Origin of the sequence: Campylobacter ornithocola, from assembly GCF_013201605.1 — a bacterium.
In the GTDB taxonomy this organism is placed as follows: domain Bacteria; phylum Campylobacterota; class Campylobacteria; order Campylobacterales; family Campylobacteraceae; genus Campylobacter_D; species Campylobacter_D ornithocola.
In genome coordinates, this window is sequence record NZ_CP053848.1 from 1,358,219 (window position 1) to 1,378,517 (window position 20,299).

22 protein-coding genes are annotated in these 20,299 nt (G+C 28.7%); 14 read left to right on the top strand and 8 right to left on the bottom strand.

The features are described from left to right. Window positions 1-35 precede the first annotated feature (35 nt). Both CORN_RS06890 and CORN_RS06895 read left to right on the top strand, forming a co-directional pair. Window positions 36-749 carry a bifunctional thiol oxidoreductase gene (locus tag CORN_RS06890; RefSeq protein ID WP_066006637.1) on the top strand — a complete coding sequence of 238 codons (714 nt, stop codon included), beginning with the start codon at window positions 36-38 and terminating at the stop codon, window positions 747-749. Then, window positions 736-1,263: a hypothetical protein gene (locus CORN_RS06895; protein ID WP_066006635.1), complete on the top strand. Its 528-nt coding sequence runs from the start codon at window positions 736-738 to the stop codon at window positions 1,261-1,263. Before CORN_RS06890 ends, CORN_RS06895 begins: the two co-directional genes overlap by 14 nt. Window positions 1,264-1,283: 20 nt before the next feature. Here the strand turns inward: CORN_RS06895 and gdhA are convergent, their stop codons facing one another. The 4 genes from gdhA to gltX form a co-directional block, all read right to left on the bottom strand. After that, window positions 1,284-2,651, bottom strand: a complete 1,368-nt coding sequence (gene gdhA, locus CORN_RS06900) for an NADP-specific glutamate dehydrogenase (protein ID WP_066006633.1) — start codon at window positions 2,649-2,651, stop codon at window positions 1,284-1,286. 12 nt (window positions 2,652-2,663) lie between these two features. Next, window positions 2,664-3,329, bottom strand: coding sequence for an MqnA/MqnD/SBP family protein (locus CORN_RS06905; protein WP_066006631.1), 666 nt, complete (start codon window positions 3,327-3,329; stop codon window positions 2,664-2,666). Window positions 3,330-3,577: 248 nt separating this feature from the next. After that, window positions 3,578-4,813 (bottom strand): malic enzyme-like NAD(P)-binding protein, encoded by a 1,236-nt coding sequence (locus CORN_RS06910; protein WP_066006629.1) that lies wholly within the window; start codon window positions 4,811-4,813, stop codon window positions 3,578-3,580. Further along, window positions 4,813-6,204 (bottom strand): glutamate--tRNA ligase, encoded by a 1,392-nt coding sequence (gene gltX / locus CORN_RS06915; protein ID WP_066006627.1) that lies wholly within the window; start codon window positions 6,202-6,204, stop codon window positions 4,813-4,815. Before gltX ends, CORN_RS06910 begins: the two co-directional genes overlap by 1 nt. A 64-nt stretch (window positions 6,205-6,268) precedes the next feature. Between gltX and CORN_RS06920 the strand changes: the two genes are divergently transcribed. Next, window positions 6,269-7,096: a SurA N-terminal domain-containing protein gene (locus CORN_RS06920; protein ID WP_066006625.1), complete on the top strand. Its 828-nt coding sequence runs from the start codon at window positions 6,269-6,271 to the stop codon at window positions 7,094-7,096. A gap of 17 nt (window positions 7,097-7,113) precedes the next feature. Here the strand turns inward: CORN_RS06920 and CORN_RS06925 are convergent, their stop codons facing one another. Both CORN_RS06925 and accB read right to left on the bottom strand, forming a co-directional pair. Then, window positions 7,114-8,445 (bottom strand): acetyl-CoA carboxylase biotin carboxylase subunit, encoded by a 1,332-nt coding sequence (locus tag CORN_RS06925; RefSeq protein ID WP_066006623.1) that lies wholly within the window; start codon window positions 8,443-8,445, stop codon window positions 7,114-7,116. A gap of 1 nt (window position 8,446) precedes the next feature. Beyond that, the gene (gene accB, locus CORN_RS06930; protein ID WP_039619124.1) at window positions 8,447-8,896 is read right to left on the bottom strand and encodes an acetyl-CoA carboxylase biotin carboxyl carrier protein; all 450 of its coding nucleotides are present in this window, start codon (window positions 8,894-8,896) and stop codon (window positions 8,447-8,449) included. 130 nt (window positions 8,897-9,026) lie between these two features. Here accB and dcd point away from each other — a divergent pair, with 130 nt between their 5' ends. The 5 genes from dcd to CORN_RS06955 are packed head-to-tail and all read left to right on the top strand — an operon-like array spanning window position 9,027 to window position 13,320. Continuing rightward, window positions 9,027-9,587 carry a dCTP deaminase gene (gene dcd / locus CORN_RS06935; protein WP_066006622.1) on the top strand — a complete coding sequence of 187 codons (561 nt, stop codon included), beginning with the start codon at window positions 9,027-9,029 and terminating at the stop codon, window positions 9,585-9,587. A 50-nt stretch (window positions 9,588-9,637) separates the two neighbouring features. Then, entirely contained in the window at window positions 9,638-10,645 is a 1,008-nt protein-coding gene (pseB, locus tag CORN_RS06940; RefSeq protein ID WP_066006620.1) for a UDP-N-acetylglucosamine 4,6-dehydratase (inverting), read from the top strand. Then, window positions 10,642-11,769, top strand: a complete 1,128-nt coding sequence (pseC, locus tag CORN_RS06945; RefSeq protein WP_066006618.1) for a UDP-4-amino-4,6-dideoxy-N-acetyl-beta-L-altrosamine transaminase — start codon at window positions 10,642-10,644, stop codon at window positions 11,767-11,769. Before pseB ends, pseC begins: the two co-directional genes overlap by 4 nt. Then, window positions 11,766-13,055 (top strand): DUF4910 domain-containing protein, encoded by a 1,290-nt coding sequence (locus tag CORN_RS06950; protein ID WP_172663996.1) that lies wholly within the window; start codon window positions 11,766-11,768, stop codon window positions 13,053-13,055. The genes pseC and CORN_RS06950 overlap by 4 nt, the downstream gene beginning before the upstream one ends. A gap of 28 nt (window positions 13,056-13,083) precedes the next feature. Further along, on the top strand, window positions 13,084-13,320 hold the full coding sequence (locus CORN_RS06955; RefSeq protein ID WP_425337381.1) for an acyl carrier protein: 237 nt from the start codon (window positions 13,084-13,086) through the stop codon (window positions 13,318-13,320). Here CORN_RS06955 and CORN_RS06960 read toward each other — a convergent pair. Next, entirely contained in the window at window positions 13,317-14,066 is a 750-nt protein-coding gene (locus CORN_RS06960; RefSeq protein WP_066006614.1) for a hypothetical protein, read from the bottom strand. The genes CORN_RS06955 and CORN_RS06960 overlap by 4 nt on opposite strands. A gap of 9 nt (window positions 14,067-14,075) precedes the next feature. Continuing rightward, a complete protein-coding gene (locus tag CORN_RS06965; protein ID WP_066006612.1) occupies window positions 14,076-15,281 on the bottom strand; it encodes a DUF2920 family protein in 1,206 nt (401 codons plus the stop codon). A gap of 71 nt (window positions 15,282-15,352) precedes the next feature. Here CORN_RS06965 and CORN_RS06970 point away from each other — a divergent pair, with 71 nt between their 5' ends. From CORN_RS06970 to CORN_RS06995, 6 genes are read left to right on the top strand one after another with little or no spacing between them, the layout of a single operon-like run. Further along, window positions 15,353-16,135, top strand: coding sequence for an AAC(3) family N-acetyltransferase (locus tag CORN_RS06970; RefSeq protein ID WP_172663997.1), 783 nt, complete (start codon window positions 15,353-15,355; stop codon window positions 16,133-16,135). Window position 16,136: 1 nt separating this feature from the next. Then, window positions 16,137-17,636 (top strand): amino acid adenylation domain-containing protein, encoded by a 1,500-nt coding sequence (locus CORN_RS06975; RefSeq protein WP_066006607.1) that lies wholly within the window; start codon window positions 16,137-16,139, stop codon window positions 17,634-17,636. After that, entirely contained in the window at window positions 17,623-18,363 is a 741-nt protein-coding gene (locus tag CORN_RS06980) for a GNAT family N-acetyltransferase (protein ID WP_066006605.1), read from the top strand. The genes CORN_RS06975 and CORN_RS06980 overlap by 14 nt, the downstream gene beginning before the upstream one ends. Further along, window positions 18,353-19,087: a formyltransferase family protein gene (locus CORN_RS06985; RefSeq protein WP_172663998.1), complete on the top strand. Its 735-nt coding sequence runs from the start codon at window positions 18,353-18,355 to the stop codon at window positions 19,085-19,087. Before CORN_RS06980 ends, CORN_RS06985 begins: the two co-directional genes overlap by 11 nt. Before the next feature lie 3 nt (window positions 19,088-19,090). Continuing rightward, window positions 19,091-19,315, top strand: coding sequence for an acyl carrier protein (locus CORN_RS06990; protein ID WP_066006603.1), 225 nt, complete (start codon window positions 19,091-19,093; stop codon window positions 19,313-19,315). Continuing rightward, window positions 19,312-20,271 carry a 3-oxoacyl-ACP synthase gene (locus CORN_RS06995; RefSeq protein WP_141071480.1) on the top strand — a complete coding sequence of 320 codons (960 nt, stop codon included), beginning with the start codon at window positions 19,312-19,314 and terminating at the stop codon, window positions 20,269-20,271. Before CORN_RS06990 ends, CORN_RS06995 begins: the two co-directional genes overlap by 4 nt. The last annotated feature ends 28 nt before the right edge of the window (window positions 20,272-20,299 follow it).

The window sequence follows — 20,299 nt, forward strand, 5'->3', positions numbered from 1 at the left end:
TTATAATATATAAAAATTTAAAATAAAGGAAAATGATGAGAAAATCTCTAGCTCTTTTGACCCTTGCTAGCTCTTTATTTGCAGCAAGTAATGAAGAAATCATTAATTTTTTTAAGAAAAATCCAAATTTATCAAATGCAAACATTAGTGTTTCTAGTAGAGAAAAAATTCCTGATACTAGTTTTGAAGCTGTAATAGTTAATTTTGAAATTAGTGGCAAAAATTTCCAAGAGATTGTTTTCACTCAAGACAATATCATCACAACTGAAGTAATTGATGTAAAAAAAGGTGAATTTTATTCTCAAATTTATCAAGCAAAACTTATGGAAAAACAACAAGCTGAATTTTCAAAAAAAGCCCTAGTTGAACTTAAAAAAGAAAAAATGTTTATTTCTTTAGGTGATAAAAATAAACCTTTACTTTATGTTTTTAGCGATCCTGAATGCCCATATTGTAGAATGCATTTGGATAAAATAGAAGAAACACTAAAAACCCATCAGGTTAAATTTATCTTAACCCCTATCCATGACACTAGTGCTTTTGAAAAATCTGCATTAATCTATCAAGAAAGCAAAAATGCCAAAGATGATGCACAAAAAATTGCTATCATGAAAAAATATTATGATGAAAATATTAAAGATTATAAAAAACCTAGTGAAGCTGAGGTTAAAGTAGTAAGAGAAACTTTTGCAAAATACTCTAAACTTGGTCTTCGTGCCGTACCAACTATAATCGATGCTCAAAAATAATCTTTTCTTACTTGTGTTTGCACTATTTTTGAGTGCTTGCACAGGTCCTATGCAAACTTTTATCCAAACAAGTAATGAAGGTATTTTCCTACATGCTAATAAAAATCAAAGTTTTTCTTTACATATCAACAATCCTTCAAAATTAAACACAAATTTGGAAGTCAAACTCACTCAAAAATTACAAAATCTAGGTCTTATTTTAGACAATACTAGAAGTGATTATAAAATTTATATCAATATAGTAGATTTTAAAAAATTTTCCTATGCACAAAGACTGCGTGCTTCTAGTGCAAGATTTTTTTATAACGACTTTGATAAAATAGATGATGTTTTTGAAATGGAAGTAGAAAACTACTATCTTTTACAAGTTAATTTACAAATTAATTCTAAAAATTCTACTCAAAGCACTTCACTTTTAGCAAGAACTGCTTATCTTAGCAATATAGATAGAGCTAAAGAATCTTTAGAGGAAAAAATTGCTAATCAAATAACAAGCTTTTTTTATATGCAATAAAGATGGCATTTAAGCCATCTTTAAATATAACCATGATCAATCATTGCATCAGCTACTTTTTTAAAGCCTGCTATGTTTGAACCTACTACTAAATTTCCTTCATGATTATAAGCTTTTGCACACTCATATGAATTTTCAAAAATATTTTTCATAATCTTATACAATTTTGCATCAACCTCTTCAAAACTCCATTGACACATACTTGCATTTTGTTGCATTTCAAGTTGAGAAGTTGCTACTCCACCTGCATTTGCAGCTTTAGCTGGAGCAAATAAAAAATCTTTTTGATTTAACATAAAATCAATCGCTTCAAGTGTACTTGGCATATTAGCCCCTTCTGCTACCATGCGACAACCATTATGATATAAAGTTTTAATATCTTCTAAATTTAATTCATTTTGTGTAGCACTTGGAAAAGCTATATCACAAGGTATGCTCCATACCCCATTACAACCTTGCTTATATGCACTTTTTGGAGTAAAAATAGCACCTTTTTTAAGTGCTGCATAATCACTCACCCTAGCTCTTTTTACTTCTTTAATTTCTTTTAATAAATCTAAATCTATTCCATCTTTATCATAAATAAATCCATCGCTATCACTTATTGTAATAGCTTTTGCACCAAGTTGATGTAATTTTTCTATGGTATAAATTGCCACATTTCCACTACCCGAAACGGCACATTCTTTTCCTTCCAATGCATTGTTATATTTTGCTAGCATTTCTTGAGTAAAATACACACAGCCATATCCTGTTGCCTCTGTTCTTGCTAAACTTCCACCCCATGGAATTTTCTTTCCCGTTAAAGTCCCATCAAAATTAGAGCTAATTTTCTTATAAGCTCCAAACATATATCCAATTTCCCTAGCACCAACCCCTATATCACCTGCTGGCACATCAGTGTTTGCACCTATAATTTTTGAAAGCTCAGCCATAAAAGCTTGACAAAAACGCATAATTTCTGCTTCACTTTTACCCTTAGGATCAAAATTTGCTCCACCTTTAGCACCACCTATCATTAAACCTGTTAAAGAATTTTTAAAAATTTGTTCAAAACCTAAAAATTTCAAAACATCTAAATTCACACTAGGATGAAATCTAATCCCACCTTTATAAGGTCCTAGACTAGAATTAAACTGCACTCTATAACCAAAATGCGTTTGGGCTTTACCTGCATCATTAATATATACAACTCTAAATATAGTTGTTTTTTCAGGCATTACAATGCGCTCTAATATAGCATGATCTTGATAGATTTTATTTGATTCTAATAAAGGTTCTAAAGAATTTAACACCTCAGTTGCCGCTTGAAAAAAGATAGGTTGTCTTGGGGAAATTGTTTGAATTTTTTCTAAAGTTTCATTGATATATTGTTTAGCTATACTCATAAATTGTCCTTTTTATAGTATCTTGCTGTTTGTTTTAGCTAAAAATTTTTTTAGCGCCATTTGCTCCTTTGTTCCTATTTTGTAGTAAATTAGCTTTAAATATGCACTAATTTCTTTTTGAGAAAGATTTCTTGATTTAGAATAATCTAGCAAAATATATTGTGGAATGAAAATTTTACTTTTTGTAAAATTTTTCATCATTTTTTTATAAATAGAAAAATTTTTAACACAAGAAAAGCGTGCAAAAACAAAAGGCAACTTTGTCTTTTCATACCATAATTCGCACAAATCAATGTAATCTTTTGGATTTTGCAAATAAAGTTTTAAAGCCTTATCTCCGATGATAACCTCCCCTTTTTGCTTTAAAACTTTTGCAAGAGCATTAGAAGTTGCAGAGCTTGCATCTTCTTTGCTTTGAGAATGTTTTTTCACTAAAACGCTTTTTACCTTTTTGCTTGCGCAAATTCCCACATTTAAGGTTTTGTATTTTTTTCTACGACTTTCAATACTTGAAATAATCGCTGCATCAATACGTCTAAAATACAAATGACGATTTAGCTTACTAGGAACCCCTTTTTTGTATTCTGTAGTTTGCTTAACATAGCTAGGAAAAGATGTTTTTTTAAGATAGATATGTAAAGGGAGTAAATTGAGATAATCTATCTTTCCAAAAACCATCTTAGCCTTTCTATAATTAAGTATTAGTATCCTATAAAAAAATATCTTAAATATAAATTAATTTATTTAAAAATATCATCAATACTAAAATTCATATGAAAATTTAATATTTATTATAATAAATCATTTCATTATCAAATATTATTAAACTAAAAATTAAAAAATAAAGAAGAGAAATTATAAAAATTGAAAATAAGAATTAAGTTTTATTCAAAAAAATATTTTAAATAAAACTTAATATATAAAAATTATTGTAAGTCTGTCATATATTTTTGGTAGTCAAATTCTTTTAACAAAGCTACACCATCCTCAACCGCAGCTCTTGCTACTGCAGCACTCACCACAGCTTTTACTCTGCTGTCAAATGGTTTTGGTATTACATAATCTCTACCAAAGCTAAGTTCTTCTACTCCGTAAGCTTGCTTTACCTCATCGGTTACTTCAAGTTTAGCTAAATCAGCTAAAGCTTTTGCAGCAGCTACTTTCATATTTTCGGTGATTTTAGTCGCTTTCACATCTAAAGCACCTCTAAAGATAAAAGGAAACCCTAAGACATTATTAATTTGATTTGGATAATCACTTCTTCCTGTACCTACTATAGCATCATTTCTAACTCTTTTAACATCTTCAGGCATTACTTCAGGTACAGGATTAGCTAGTGCAAAAATCACAGGATCTTTAGCCATACTTAAAACCATCTCATCGTCTAAAATTTTTGGTGCACTTAAACCCAAAAATACATCAGCTCCTTTTAAAACCTCTCTCAAAGTGCTATCTTTAGTATCACTTACAAATTCTAATTTGTATTTATTTAAATCATCTCTTTGAGTATTAATCACACCTTTGCTATCCACCAAAATAATATTTTTAACCCCTAGGTTTCTATACATTCTAGCACTTGCAATACCTGCTGCACCGGCACCGCTTACTACCACTTTAATATCTTCAAATTTTTTACCGCTAATTTCCATGGCATTCATTAAACCTGCTGTAGAAATAATCGCTGTACCATGTTGATCATCATGCATTACAGGAATTCCAAGATCTTGCAAAGCAGCTTCTATCTCAAAACATTTTGGTGCCGAAATATCTTCTAAATTAATCCCCCCAAAAGTAGGTGCTATAGCTTTACAAAAAGTAACAATCTCATCTACGCTATGAACATTGATTTCTAAATCATATGCATTAACATTTGCAAATTTTTTAAACAAACAAGCCTTTCCCTCCATAACAGGTTTACTTGCGCTTGCTCCTATATTACCAAGTCCTAAAACCGCACTACCATCACTTACTATGGCAACTAAATTAGCTTTATTGGTGTATTTATAAGCTAAAGTTTCATCTTTTGCTATCTCAACACAAGGCTCAGCAACCCCTGGAGAATACGCCAAAGATAAATCATGTGCACTATCCATAGGCTTTCTAGCAATAATATCTACTTTACCACCTAAGTGATACTCCAAAGCTTCTTCTTTTAAATTCATTATTTCTCCTTCATGTAAATTAGTAAATTTTCTATTCTAAACTTAGCTTTTTGCACTCCTAAAAATTCTAATACTTCAAAAATACTAGGACTTACAGAGCTTCCAGTGAGTGCAATACGTATAGCTTGAGCTAGATCTTTTAATTTAAGATTATTTTCTTCTAAGAATTGATTAGTTAATTCTTCAAATTCGCAAGCTTTTTCTTGCTCACTTAAAACCATAGCGTATTTTTCCAAATAAGTTAAATTTGTAACATTAAGAAATTTATCTACAGCCTTTTGATCGTATTCTTTTGGGTCATTTAGTAACACCTTAGCCCCATTAATAATATCGTGCAAGGTTTTAGCTCTCTCTCTTAACATATCAAGTAAAAATCCTGCTTTTTTATATTGACTTAAATCAAAACCCAAATCTTTTAATTGTCTATTAATTTCTTCAAAAGATAAGGTTTTAATATAATGAGTATTAAGCCATTCCAATTTTTTAAAATTATAACAAGATGCACTTTTATTGATATGGTTTGGATCAAAAAGTTCTTGCATACTTTCCAAAGAAAAAATCTCATCATCCCCATGGCTCCAACCAAGACGTACCAAGAAATTTAGCAGGGCTTGAGGTAAAATTCCCATATTTTTATATTCCATCACATCAGTTGCTCCATGACGCTTAGAAAGTTTTTTACCATCTTCACCATGTATCATAGCCACATGATAAAATTTGGGAATTTTAAAGCCTAATGCTTCATAAAGCACGATCTGTTTTGGAGTATTTGATAAATGATCATCTCCCCTTATAACATCACTTACACCCATTAATGCATCATCAATCACAACGGTTAGATTATAAATTGGACTACCATCACTTCTTGCAATCACAAAATCATCCAAAATATCTTCGGCTTTAAAACTAACCTCACCTTTTATACCATCTACAAATTTAATCTCTCCACTTTTTGGTACTTTTATACGCACCACAGGCTCAATACCACTTGGCGGAGTTCCTTTAAAATCTCTATATCTACCATCATATTTTGGACGCTCTTTAGCTGCTTCTTGCTTAGCTCTTAATTCATTAAGCTCTTCTTTACTCATATAACAATAATAAGCTTTACCCTCATCTAGTAATTTTTGAATGTATTTTTTATAAACATCAAATCTTTGAGATTGATACTCAATCATTCCATCATAATCTAGTCCACACCATTTAAATGCTTCTATAATAGCTTGTGTAGCTTCTTGTGAATTTCTTTTTAAATCCGTATCTTCAATACGCAATAAAAATTTACCTTTATTTTTTCTTGCATAAAGATAATTATATAAAGCTGTTCTAAGTCCTCCTATGTGCAAATATCCTGTTGGAGAAGGAGCAAAACGCGTTGTAATTTCTTGCATATTTTTACCTTTTTTAAATTTTTATTGTTATAATGCTATATTTACACTTAAATAAAGGTTTTATATGAGAAAATTTTTAATATCTTGTTGTTTTACTGCAAATATTTTATATGCTCAAACCATTGGTGGTGTAGCAATGGTGGTAGAAAGTCAGCCTATCACTCTTTATGATATAGAACAAACTATGAAAGAATTAAAAACCAATGATAAGCAAAAGGCTATAGCATTTTTAGTAGATGATAAGGTTCAACAAAGCGAGGCTAAAAAATTAGGGATTTATGTAAGTACTTTTGAGCTAAATGAAAAATTAGATCAAATTGCAAAAGGTAATAAAACCGATATTAATGGTTTACAAGAAAAAATAGAAAAAGATGGTTTGAGTTTTGAAGTTTTTAAAAATCAAGTTAGAAAAGATCTTATAAGAGATAAACTTTATAGAAGTATAATGCAAAATGCAAAAATCAATATTGACGATCAAACGCTAAGGCACTTTTATGAAAGTAACCTTGATAAATTTAGTACTTTTTCGAATATAGATTTAGTTGTTTATAATTCTACAAATCCCGAGCTTTTACAACAGCTAACACAAAATCCTATGTATAAAAATTCTCAAATTAAGTCAAAAGCCATTAGCCTAAATGCAACAAATTTAGATCCAAGATTACTTGCTTTATTAAACAACACTAAAATAGGAGAATTTACTCCTGTATTAAATGGTGAAAATACCTATATAGTGTATTTTATAAAAGAAAAATATGGTAAAAATCCTATCGAATTTGACTTAATCAAAGATCAAGTTAGCAACGTCTATACTCTAACTCAAAGAGAACAAGCCTTAAAAAATCATCTTGATAAAATAAGAGCAAACGCTCATATAGAAGAATTAAGATAGGTTAGACCTATCTTAAATTAATGTCTTGAAAGATAATTTGTATCATAATTATTATTGATAAAGTCTGCATTATCCATCATAGCTAAATGAAAATCTTTAGTTGTTTTAATACCGCCCACAATAAGCTCTTGTAGGGCTATTTTCATTTTAGCTATAGCTGTGTTTCTATCTTCTCCCCAAACAACTAACTTTCCAATCATAGAATCATAATAAGGAGGTACACTATAATCTTGATAACAATGACTTTCCATTCTTACATTGCGTCCTGCTGGAGCTACATACTTTGTGATCTTACCTGGACAAGGTAAGAAAGTTTTAGAATCTTCAGCAGTAATTCTGCATTCTATAGAATGACCTTTGAGTTTAATTTCTTCTTGTTTTGGTAAAGGATACCCTTCTGCTACTTTAATCATAAGCTCAATAATATCTACCCCACTTACCATTTCACTCACACAATGCTCAACTTGCAAACGTGTATTCATCTCGATAAAATAAAAATCTAAATTTTTATCTACCAAAAACTCAAAAGTTCCTGCACCCTCATAATCAATAGCTTTCGCAGCTTTTACCGCTGTTTCATGAAGTCTTGCTCTTGTTTTTTCATCTAGTAAAATTGCAGGAGACTCTTCTATCAATTTTTGATGGCGTCTTTGCATAGAGCAATCTCTCTCGCCTAAATGAATTACATTACCAAAACTATCCCCTAAAACTTGTACTTCTATATGGCGTGGATTTTGGATATACTTTTCCATATACATAGTGCCATCACCAAAAGCACTCATAGCTTCACTTTCTGCTGACCAATAAGCTTTTTCTAAATCTTTTTCATCTTCAACTACACGCATACCACGGCCACCACCACCTGCTGCCGCCTTTAAAATCACAGGATAACCTATTTCCTTAGCAAGTTTTTTTGCTGCTTCAACCCCACCTAAAGCTCCATCGCTTCCTGGGATTACAGGTACACCTGCTCTTTGCATTACTTGTTTTGCTTTACTTTTATCACTCATTAACGCCATAGCAGCCACTGAAGGGCCTATAAATTTGATATTATGTTTTGCGCAAATTTCAACAAAATTTTGATTTTCACTTAAAAATCCATATCCTGGAAAAATTGCATCAGCCTCGCTAATTTCAGCTGCACTAATAATAGCTGGAATATTCAAATAACTTTCTGAACTTCTAGCATTTCCTATGCAAATACTTGCATCAGCATACTTTAAATACAAAGCATCTTTATCTGCCGTAGAATACACACAAATTGCTTTTTTTCCCATTTCTTTTATAGTTCTTAAAGCTCTTAATGCAATTTCTCCGCGATTTGCTATTAAAACTTTTTTAATTTCCATTTTATAATTTCTCCACCACAAATAAAGGCATGCCAAATTCCACAGGCTGACCATCTGCCACTAATACTTCTACTATCCTACAATCATATTCGGCTTCAATTTCATTCATGATTTTCATCGCTTCAATAATTGCTATAGTACTTCCTTTTTTAATAGTTTGTCCTGCCTTAGCAAAAGGTGCTGCACCTGGACTTGGAGCTTGATAAAAAGTGCCTACCATAGGGCTATTAATAGTTGGTTTATTAGAAGAGTTTGAACTTGCTTTAGTTTCATTAACTACATTTACATTAATTGGCTGTGGAGCCGGAGCAACAGGTGCAGGGGTTGGTAATTCGCAACACATATCTCTTTCAAGTTCTATTTCAAATCCATCTTGTTCTTTTATTTTAATCTTACTTATATTTGCTTCTGCAAAAAGTTGCATTAATTCTTTGATTTCTTCTTTTGTCATATATTCTCCTTATTTATAAGACTTAATTTATAATTATATATAAAAATACTAAAAATAACTTCAATTATTTATTTTTTACTTTTATTTTAAGATATAATTTAAAAATTCACTTTGATTATAAAGGACAAAAATGGGCTTAAAAGCGGATAATTGGATCAAAAAAATGGCATTAAGTCACAATATGATAGAGCCATTTTGTGAAGCAAATATAGGTAAGGGTATAGTAAGTTATGGGCTTTCAAGCTATGGATATGATATAAGAGTTGGAAGAGAATTTAAAATTTTTACTAATGTAAATTCAACTGTTGTGGATCCTAAAAATTTCGTAGAAGAAAATGTAGTAGATTTTGTAGGCGATGTGTGTATAGTTCCTGCAAATTCTTTTGCACTTGCAAGAACAGTTGAGTATTTCAAAATGCCAAATGATGTTTTGGCTATTTGTCTTGGCAAAAGTACTTATGCAAGATGTGGCATTATAGTTAATGTAACCCCTTTTGAACCTGGTTTTGAAGGACATATCACTATAGAAATTTCAAATACAACCCCACTACCTGCCAAAATTTATGCTAATGAAGGTATAGCACAGGTTTTATTTTTACAAGGGGATGAGCCTTGCGATGTAACATATGCCGATAAAAAAGGCAAATATCAAGCTCAAACAGGTATAACTTTACCAAGAATTTTAAAATAATTTTATTTTCAGCCGATATAAAAACTTAGTCAAGCAATAGGAAAATATATATGTTTAATGGAAAAAGCATTTTAATCACTGGTGGTACAGGAAGTTTCGGAAAAACTTATACTAAAACATTACTTCAAAAATACAAACCTAAAAAAATCATCATCTATTCACGCGATGAGTTAAAACAATTTGAAATGGCAAGAGAATTTAATAATACTTGTATGCGTTATTTTATAGGTGATGTAAGAGATAAAGAAAGACTGAGTGTGGCTATGAAAGATGTTGATTTTGTCATTCATGCAGCTGCTATGAAACATGTACCAATTGCAGAGTATAATCCTATGGAATGCATTAAGACAAATATAAATGGTGCCCAAAATGTAATTGATGCATGTTTGGAAAATAATGTTCAAAAATGTATTGCTCTTTCGACCGATAAAGCTTGTAATCCTATCAACCTATACGGAGCCACTAAACTAGCGAGTGATAAACTTTTTGTAGCAGCAAACAACATAGCAGGAAATTCTCATACTCAATTTAGTGTTACAAGATATGGAAATGTAGTAGGCTCAAGAGGCTCTGTTATACCATTTTTTAAAAAGCTAATCAATGAAGGCGCTAAAGAGCTTCCTATCACAGACGAGAGAATGACAAGATTTTGGATATCTTTAGAAGATGGAGTTAATTTTGTTTTAAGTAATTTTGAAAGAATGCACGGAGGAGAAATTTTTGTGCCAAAAATCCCCTCTATGAAAATTACCGATCTAGCAAAAGCTATAGCCCCAAATTTAAATCATAAAATCATAGGTATAAGGGCAGGCGAAAAACTACATGAAATTATGATTTCAAGTGATGATAGTCATTTAACCTATGAATTTAAAGATTATTATGCCATTAGTCCAAGTATTAAATTCACCAATACAGAAGTTAATTTTAGTATTAACGCAAAAGGTGAAAAAGGTGAAAAAGCTACTAATGGATTTTCTTATAGTTCGGATAACAATCCTTTGTGGATTAGCCAAAAAGAACTTTTAAATATAATAAATCACACAGAGTTAGAAAAATGATAACTTATTCTCATCAAAATATTGACGAACAAGATATAAAAGTAGTTTGCAAGGCTTTAAAAGATGATTTTTTAACCGGTGGAAAAAAGGTTGAAGAATTTGAAAATGCACTTTGTGAATATGTAGATGTAAAATATGCTTGTGTGCTAAATTCAGCAACTTCGGCTTTACATCTTGCATATTTATCTTTAAATGTTGCAAAAAAGATAGTTTTAACAACTCCAATTACATTTGCAGCTACTGCAAATGCAGCTTTAATGGCAGGTGCTAAAGTAGAATTTATAGATATTAAAAGCGATGGAAATATAGATCCATCTAAATTAGAACAAAGATTAATAAAAAATAGTGATGATATAGGTGCAATATGTGTTGTTGATTATGCTGGCAATAGTGTAGAAATGGATGAAATTTTAACACTAGCTAAAAAATACAATATACCTTTAATAGATGATGCAAGCCATGCTTTAGGAAGTATTTACAAAAATGAAAAAGTAGGAAGTAAAGCTGATTTAGGAATTTTTTCTTTTCATCCTGTAAAGCCAATTACTACCCTTGAAGGTGGAGCTGTAGTAAGCGATAACGAAGAATTAATCAAAAAGATAAAATTATTAAGATCTCATGGAATTTACAAAAAAAGACTATGGGATAGTGATATGATCGATCTAGGATATAACTATCGTTTAAGTGATGTAGCCTGTGCTTTAGGTACAAATCAACTTAAAAAACTTGATAAAATGATAGAAAAAAGAGAAGAAATAGCTAGTTTTTATGATGAAGAATTTAAGCAAAATCCATTTTTTAGCACTATAAAAATCAAAGATTATAAAAAAAGTTCAAGACATTTATATCCAATATTGCTTTATCCTGAATTTTATTGTCAAAAAGAAATAATATTTGAAAAATTGATAAATTCAGGTATAGGTGTGCAAGTGCATTATAAGCCAACTTATGAATTTAGTTTTTATAAAAATTTATATGGAAGCATTTTTTTAGAAAATGCGGATAATTTTTACAAAGCAGAACTTAGCATACCTGCTCATCAGCAAATGAGCTTAAAAGATGCAAAATTTATAAAAGATCATTTGCTTAAAATTTTAGAACAAACTAAAAAGGGTTGTATATGAAAAATTTATCACGGGGGGGGGGGATGTACGTTTTAGCTAAAAAACTTTTCCCTATATGCAGAAGCATTACTGGAGCTGGTTTTAGGCAAAGCTTGAAAATTCTTGATGAGGCCATAGGTGGAAATATTCTACAAATTCATTCTATAAAAAGTGGAACTAAAGTATATGATTGGATAGTGCCACAAGAATGGCAAATAAACGATGCGTATATAGTTACTCCAGATGGTGAGAAAATTTGTGATTTTAAAGAAAATAATTTGCATGTATTAAATTATAGTGAAGGTATTGATGCTGAAATTTCTTTACAAGAATTGCAAAATCATTTATATTCTATAGAAGATTATGAAGATGCTATACCTTATGTAACTAGCTATTATAAAAGACGCTGGGGATTTTGCATAAAACACAAAGATAGAAAAAAATTAAAAAATGGTAATTATAAAGTATTTATAGATGCAAAACATTTTGATGGTGTTTTAAATTATGCTGATTTTATAATACCTAGCACTCAAAATTGTAAAGACGAAATTTTAATCTCTACTTATCTTTGTCATCCATCTATGGCAAACAACGAATTAAGTGGCCCAATAGTGGCTATATTTTTAGCTAAATGGCTTTTAGAACAAAAACATAGAAAATATAATTATCGTTTTTTAATTGCACCTGAAACCATAGGAAGTATAGTTTATATAAACAAGCACTTAAAACATTTGCAAAAATACACAAAAGCAGGTTTTGCTCTTTCTTGTATAGGTGATGATAATGCTTACTCACTTATTCACACCCCAAGAGAAGATACTCTAGCTGATAAAGTAGCCCTACACACTTTAAAAAATAAAGCAAATTTTAAAGAATTTAGCTTTTTAGATAGAGGTGGTAATGAAAGACAATTTTGTGCACCTTTGGTAAATTTACCTGTTGTAGGAGTTTGTAGAACTAGATTTGGTGATTATAAAGAATACCACACTAGTAAAGATGACTTAAGTTTAATTTCACCAACAAGTTTAGAAAATAGTCTTAAAGCTATGCAAGAAATCATTATGAATTTAGAAATTAATGAAATTTACAAAAGCACTACTTTTTGTGAACCAAATTTGGGTAAAAGAGGATTGTATCACACTATTAATACTGTATCAACCAATAGTCAAATTCCATTATCTTGTAATTTTCTTGCATATTGTGATGGGCAAAATGATGTTTTAGATATAGCTTCAAAACTTAATATACAAGCTTATGAATTAAAAGATTTAATAGAAAAATTAAAATTTCACAAATTAATTCTTTAGCCTTAATATAAAAAGAAAGGAACAACTAATGGAAATTTCAATGCAAGCGGTTAAAACTATATTTGAAAATATAGGGAGATATGATATAGATGAAAATGCAAAAAATTTAGTTGATGAGGACATTATTGATAGTGTAGATATGATGAAACTTATAGTAGAAATCGAAAAATTTTTTAACAAATCTTTAGATGCTAAATTTATAACACCTGATAACTTTAAGGATTTTCAAAGCATCCAGCAAATGCTTGAACAAGCTATGAATTAGTCTGTAAAATATTTGCAAAATCTATCTTGATGTTTTTGCTCTAAAATATCATATAGATTTTGTATTTTATTTATAAATTCATCATTTTTATATGCCTTTAAGGTCATGGAATTCAATTCTTGCATAGCAAAAAAATCATATTTTTCATCTTCACTCATCTCATCTAAATACATTTCTTTTCCATAGTATTCGTAAGTATATTTTTTTAATGCCTCTTCAATATACTCTAAAGCTTTGAAAATAAATATCATAATAGGTTCTTTTTGGAGTATCTTTGTATTGTTATCAAAAGTTTTTATAAATTCTTTTTCAGCTGTATGTGTAATAGTACAAAAATTATTTTTTTTATGCTTATAAAAAATATCAAACAATGCACAAGGTTTTACACCTAAAAAATTACCATCAAAATCAACTTGTGGATAATAAGGGTATAATTTACAAATCAATGGTCTTAGATTATGCGGATTACAAATACCATTTAAAGAGCATTTTATAAAATAAATAGTAATTTTCTTTTTATTTTTCAATTCATATATTGCTACACTATGTTCATTTAAGTTATTATTTCCTGCTTTTGTTAAAGACAAATATTCAGCTTCAATCATAGGTAAAATGACACTATTTGATTTATTAAATTTAAAATATTTTGCATAAATATTATGGCAACATCCACCATTGCAAGTCATATAACATTTTGGTGCAAAAATAAATTCTTTATCGTGTAGAGTATCAAAAAAATTATTCATATTTTTCCTTTAAATGATTTCTAGAACAAATTTATTGCCATTATCTTTAAAAGTAAAAACTTTATTTTCACAAGGATAACTTATACTATTTTGTTTTAGATTAATTTTTTTTCCTTTAAAAGTTTCTAATAATCTAGGCACCTCTTTTTTAAACAATCCTTTTATAGTGATACCACCACCATGTTCTGAATGCTTAATAAATCTTCCATCAACATTATCTTCCATTAATTTAAAATCTACATCATAGCCTAAATTTTTATATATTTGCATCAGTTGTATTTTATCTTTTACAGGACTCATTGAATCAGTAGAGCTATGATAACTTATATATTTTATATTATTATCTTTTTGAGCTTGTAAGGCTAAATGCGTAGGATTAAGCAAGGCTCTTATCATATAGTTTTCTTTTTTAAAACAATAAGGAGAGTTAGAATCTACATTCCAATATGTTTTTAAAAAACAACAAAATTGAACATTTTTCTCATAAATTATAAATTCTGTTTGATTTAAATCTTTTCCTATTATGTATTGCAACAAAAGCAAAGCTTCACCAGAATTATCAACAACCGCATCAACATACCAAGGAGCAATTTTTGAAATTAGCAAAGATAGGTATCCTCCGTATGACCCCCCCCCATAAATTTTAGGTAAATTTTGAAACTGCGGAAATTTAATCATAATATCTTTTAATGCATTGATATGATCAATAGCAGCCATAATGCCATAATTTTGATATTCATTATTAGGAGGTATTAATGTCGCTGCAATAGTTGCCTTATAATCTTGTTGTCTTCTTCCTACATCTTTTAAATATTGAACATGAGAATCTAATTTTTGGATAAAATCCCCAGTAGTATTTTCATTTAAGCCAAAAACACTCAATCCTAGATTTTCCAAAGTTCTTTCAAAATATCTTAAGTCTTCTTTTAAAATCGATAGCTTAGCACTATAATTAGTATCATTACTCCTTCTAATGCTAAAACACCAATATATAACATTTACAACTACTACATCATATTTTTGAGCAATATACTGTCTATCAAAATCCATAACAGCCATACTTGTATTTGTACCATACCCACCTATCATAAAAACAATAGCCTTCATTTCTTTGCTATCATCATAAGTAATTCTGTATTCAAGTTTACTTTCTCTTTTTATATTAAGTTCTACATCATCACAAGAATCTATAAAATAAGTTTGGTTTATAAGCATATCTTTCTTTCTTATATCAATTTATGCTATTATAACCAATTAAAATCTAATTAAAGAAAAATACAAGATATATGAAATATATACTAGAATGCAATAACAAAAAATATTCCAATAAAGATTTAATTGAATCTTTTTATAAACTCGGTATCCAAAAAGGTGATACATTATGTATACATAGTGAATTAGTGAAATTTGGCATACCTTTACTTCCTAGAAATGAATTTTTGCAAACTATTTTAGATTGTTTTTTTGAGGTCATAGGAAAAGAAGGCACACTCATAATGCCTACCTTTACTTATAGTTTTTGCAAAAATGAAATTTATGATAAATTAATTTCTAAAAGTGCTGTTGGGGTTTTAACAGAATATTTTCGTAAATGGGGGGGGGTAAAGCGTACAAATGATCCTATATTTTCTTTTGCTATTAAAGGAGCTAAAGAAGAATTATTTTTAAAAGATACAACAAGTTGTTTTGGAGAAAACTCTGTATATGATGTTTTAACAAAACAAAATGGCAAACTAATTTTATTTGGATCTAAAATAGCCGGTTATACTTTTAGTCATTTTATAGAAGAAAAAGCTAATGTGCCATATAGATATTTTAAAAATTTTAGTGGTAAAATTACTTATGAAAATGGTAAAATGGAATGTAAAAATATTAAATATTATGTTAGAAAACTAAATGAAAATTCAGATTTAGATGTTGATAAACAGGTGGCTATTTTAAAGAGTGATAATAATTTTAATATTTTAAATTTTTCTAATGCTCATATAATAAGTATCAATATGAAAAACTACTTAGAAAAAACATTAAAAGCTTTAAAGGACAATCCTTATTGCTTGCTAAAGGAATAAAATGATAACCCACATCAATGATTTTTTACAAGAAAGTGTTGCTAAATTTGGAAGTAAAAATGCTTTTGTTGAATTTAATGGTAAAAGTATAAGCTATCAAGAATTTGATAATTTAAGCAAAAAAATAGCAAGTGAAATTCTTTCTAAACTTCCTGTAAAGAGCACACAAGAACCTGTATTAATCATGCTTCCTAAAGGGATTGATTGTTTGCTTTCTTTTTTTGGTGTAGCAAAAAGTGGAAATTTTTATACACTTTTAGATGAAAAAAGTCCTAAAGAGCGTGTAGAAAAAGTCATAGAAGTTTTAAAACCCAAACTTTTGATCACTTCTAAAAGATTAAATTTAGATTTTAGCCTTGATACTATTTTCACAGAAGATTTTGAAAGTTTTATTACAGATGAAAACGCTTTAGATAACGCCTTAATAAATCACATAGATACTAATTTACTTTATGTCTTTTTCACAAGCGGAAGCACAGGAACACCAAAAGGGGTAAGCATAAGCCATAAAAGCGTGATTGACTATACTTTTTGGGTATGCGAGACTTTTAAACTAAATCATGAAGATATACTAGCAAATCAAGCACCATTTTACTTTGATAATAGCATTTTAGATATATTTAGCTCTGTTAAAATGGGAGCTACGCTTCATATACTGCCAAATCATCTTTTTGCTTTTCCAAATAAAATTTTAGAGTATTTAGAACAAGAAAAAATAACAACAATTTTTTGGGTGCCTTCAGTGCTTATTTATTTTGCCAATACTAACGCTCTTGACACCTTCAGACTAAAACACTTAAATAAAATTCTTTTTTGTGGCGAAATTATGCCAAACAAACAACTCAACATTTGGCGTAAATACCTTCCTAAAGCTCTATTTGCTAATCTTTATGGACCTACTGAAATCACCGATGTGTGTTCTTTTTTTATAGTTAACAGACAATTTAGCGATGATGAGCTTTTACCTATAGGAAAAGCTTGTAAAAATACTCAACTTTTAGTTTTTGATGAAAATTTAAATTTAATTACTTCCAATCAAGTAGGAGTTAAAGGTGAGCTTTATGTAAAAGGAACTTGTCTTTCTTTAGGATATTATAACGATAAAGGAAAAACCAAACAAGCTTTTATGCAAAATCCTTTACATGATAATTATTTAGATTTGCTTTATAAAACAGGTGATGTAGTAGCTTATAATGAATTTGGTGAACTTTTATGCTATGGAAGAATAGATCACCAAATCAAATATATGGGTCATCGTATAGAACTTGGAGAGATAGAAAATGTTATCAATTCTCACGAAAATGTTAGAAATTGTGCTTGCATTTTTAAAGAAGAAATTATTTGTTTTTATGAAAGCGAGAATGAATTAGAGTTTAAAAACTTTTTAAAAGACAAACTTCCTACTTATATGATACCTAAGAAATTTATTAAAATAGAACAATTTGCTTTAAATGCAAATGGTAAAATTGATAGGAAGGTTTTAATAAGTGGAATGGTTTGAAAAATTGAATCAAGATTTTGGAGATTTTACCATTCATAATTGCTATGAATATAAAAATATCTTTCTAAAAAAAGCAACAATCGATAATTATTTTCTACAACAAGAAAATGGCAATTTCTTTGTTTACAATAAAAAACTTTTATTTTATTTTATCAATGAAATAAAACAATATAATCTAAAACCATCTTTTGTTAGACTTATAGGAAATCAAGAAAAATATTTTGAAAAACATAATTATTTTCTAAAACTCAATAATTTTGAATGTTTTCAAATATTGAAACAAATGAGTCTTAGAAATGAAAATTTAACACCTATTCAATTTGAATTCATAAAAAAACCGACTATAGATGAAACAATAGAATGTTATAATTTTTTAAATGATATTTTTAAATATAACTTTAACCTTTTTTATCAAAAAAATAATTTTAAAAAATATATCAACAATATTTTATGCTACAAAGAAGATAATAAAATATGTGGTGTTTTATTATATACTAATATTTTAAATCACACAATTTTAGATTATATTGCTATAAAATCTGACTTAAAACACAACAATATAGCTTATGCTCTACTAAATCATTTTTTTATAGAGAATAAAAACGCAAAATTTTACAAACTATATGTTGATATCAACAACGCGAAAGCAATAAATTTTTACAAAAAATCAAATTTTACTTTTAATAAAATAGAACTTAGATTTTACAGGAATTTTTATGACTTTTAAAGAAATTTATTTAATAGGAGAAGGAAGAGTAGCTAAGGAATGCTTAAAAATAGCTACTTGTTTTTTTAAAAAAGAAATTGTATTTATTTCTCAAAAAGATAAATCAAAACTCGATATTTTTTTTACTAAAATGCAAAATTGTTTCATCATAAGCGTCAATAATTTTTATATTTTTAAAAGAGAATGCGTAGAATCAAATTTTATCATCAACTATCACAACTCCTTACTTCCAAAATACAGAGGAAGAAATGCACATATATGGGCTATATGGGAAGATGAGATAGCTACTGGCATCACTTGGCATAAAGTAGATCACAATATAGATACCGGAGATATCATTTTACAAAAAGAAATCAAAATTAACAAATCTTTTACAGCCATAAAACTACTTCAAATGCAACAAAATTTAGCTATAAATTCTTTTAAAGAATGTTTAGAAAATATCAAAAATTCTTCTCCACAAAAAAATACTGTTTCGGTATGTGAAGTGGGGGGGGGGATTTATACAAAAAATCAATTACCCAATAATGCTATACTAAATATATCTTGGGATATTTCTACTATAGAAAGATTTTTAAGAGCTTTAGATAATGGCAATCTAACTCCTAAAACCAAAATAAAAATAAATGATAAGATATATGATATTTCATTTTATGAAATAGACCATCTTGAAATAAATTTAATTTTAAGTAATAATATCAAAATAATAATTCCAAAAAGGTAAGAAATGCAGCTTATACAAGAATTTTTTAACAAAATAGACAGAGAAGATATTAATGAAAATATGCAAAATTTACTTAGCGATGACATAATAGATAGTTTGGATATCATGGCTTTAGTGACTGAAATCGAAAAACATTACAAAAAACCTTTAAAAGCAGAATTTATTAAAGCTGAAAATTTTGAAAGTTTTAAAGATATTAAAGAAATGATAAAACAAGCGATGCAATGAACATAAAACTATATAATCATTCCATTAAAGCCGTTAGTATTGTATTACCTAAAAATCCATATTCTAAAGAAGATGAATTAAAACTTTGTAATATAAATGAAAAAAAATATCAACTTTTGCAAAAAAACTCAGGAATTTACAGCCATTTTATAAGTGATAAACAAGTATATGCAAGTGATTTGGCCACACAAGCTTTAGAAATGCTTTTTGAAAAAAATATCATTTGTAAAAATGAACTTGATATGATTATTTTTACAACTTTCACACCAGATTTCTTAGCACCAGCTTGCACTAGTTTAATTCATAAAAATTTAAATTTAAGTGAACACACTCTGTGTTTTGATATGTTGGGATTTTGCCCTGGATTTTTACAAAGTCTTTTTCAAGTTTTTTTAGCATTAAATCACACGCATATTCAAAAAGTAGTTTTAATATGTGCTAGTGTAAAAAGCAAGGCAATTGATACTCAAAAAGATAAAATCACCTTTTTAAACAATAGCGATAGTGCAAGTGCCATTTTAATAGAAAAAAACACCAATGCTTATGAAAAAAGTTTTTTTTCTCAAAAAATTTTTTCAACCCAATGTCTAGAAGAAACCCTACCCTTTAATGGATTTAATCACAACTCAAATGAAACCATACAAGCTAATGGTAATCTAGCTTTTTCTTTTGCCATGCAAAACTATCCAGTATTTTTTCAAGATTTTTTTGATTATTTTAAATTAGACAAAAATAAAATTGATGAATTTTTCATTCATTCTTCTGATAATTTTTCTAAACAAAAATTACTTGAAGAACTAAAATTAGCCACCAAAGAAGATGCTATCCTTAAAAACTACGGAAATACTACTATAAATAAATTACCTTTAGAGCTTGCTTCATACATGGGGGGGGGTATAAACAAATTTTCCTTGGAAGCTTTGGAACAGGCATTACCTTTAATGCATGTAGCTTAAAAATAAACTTTAATAAGCTACAAAGTTT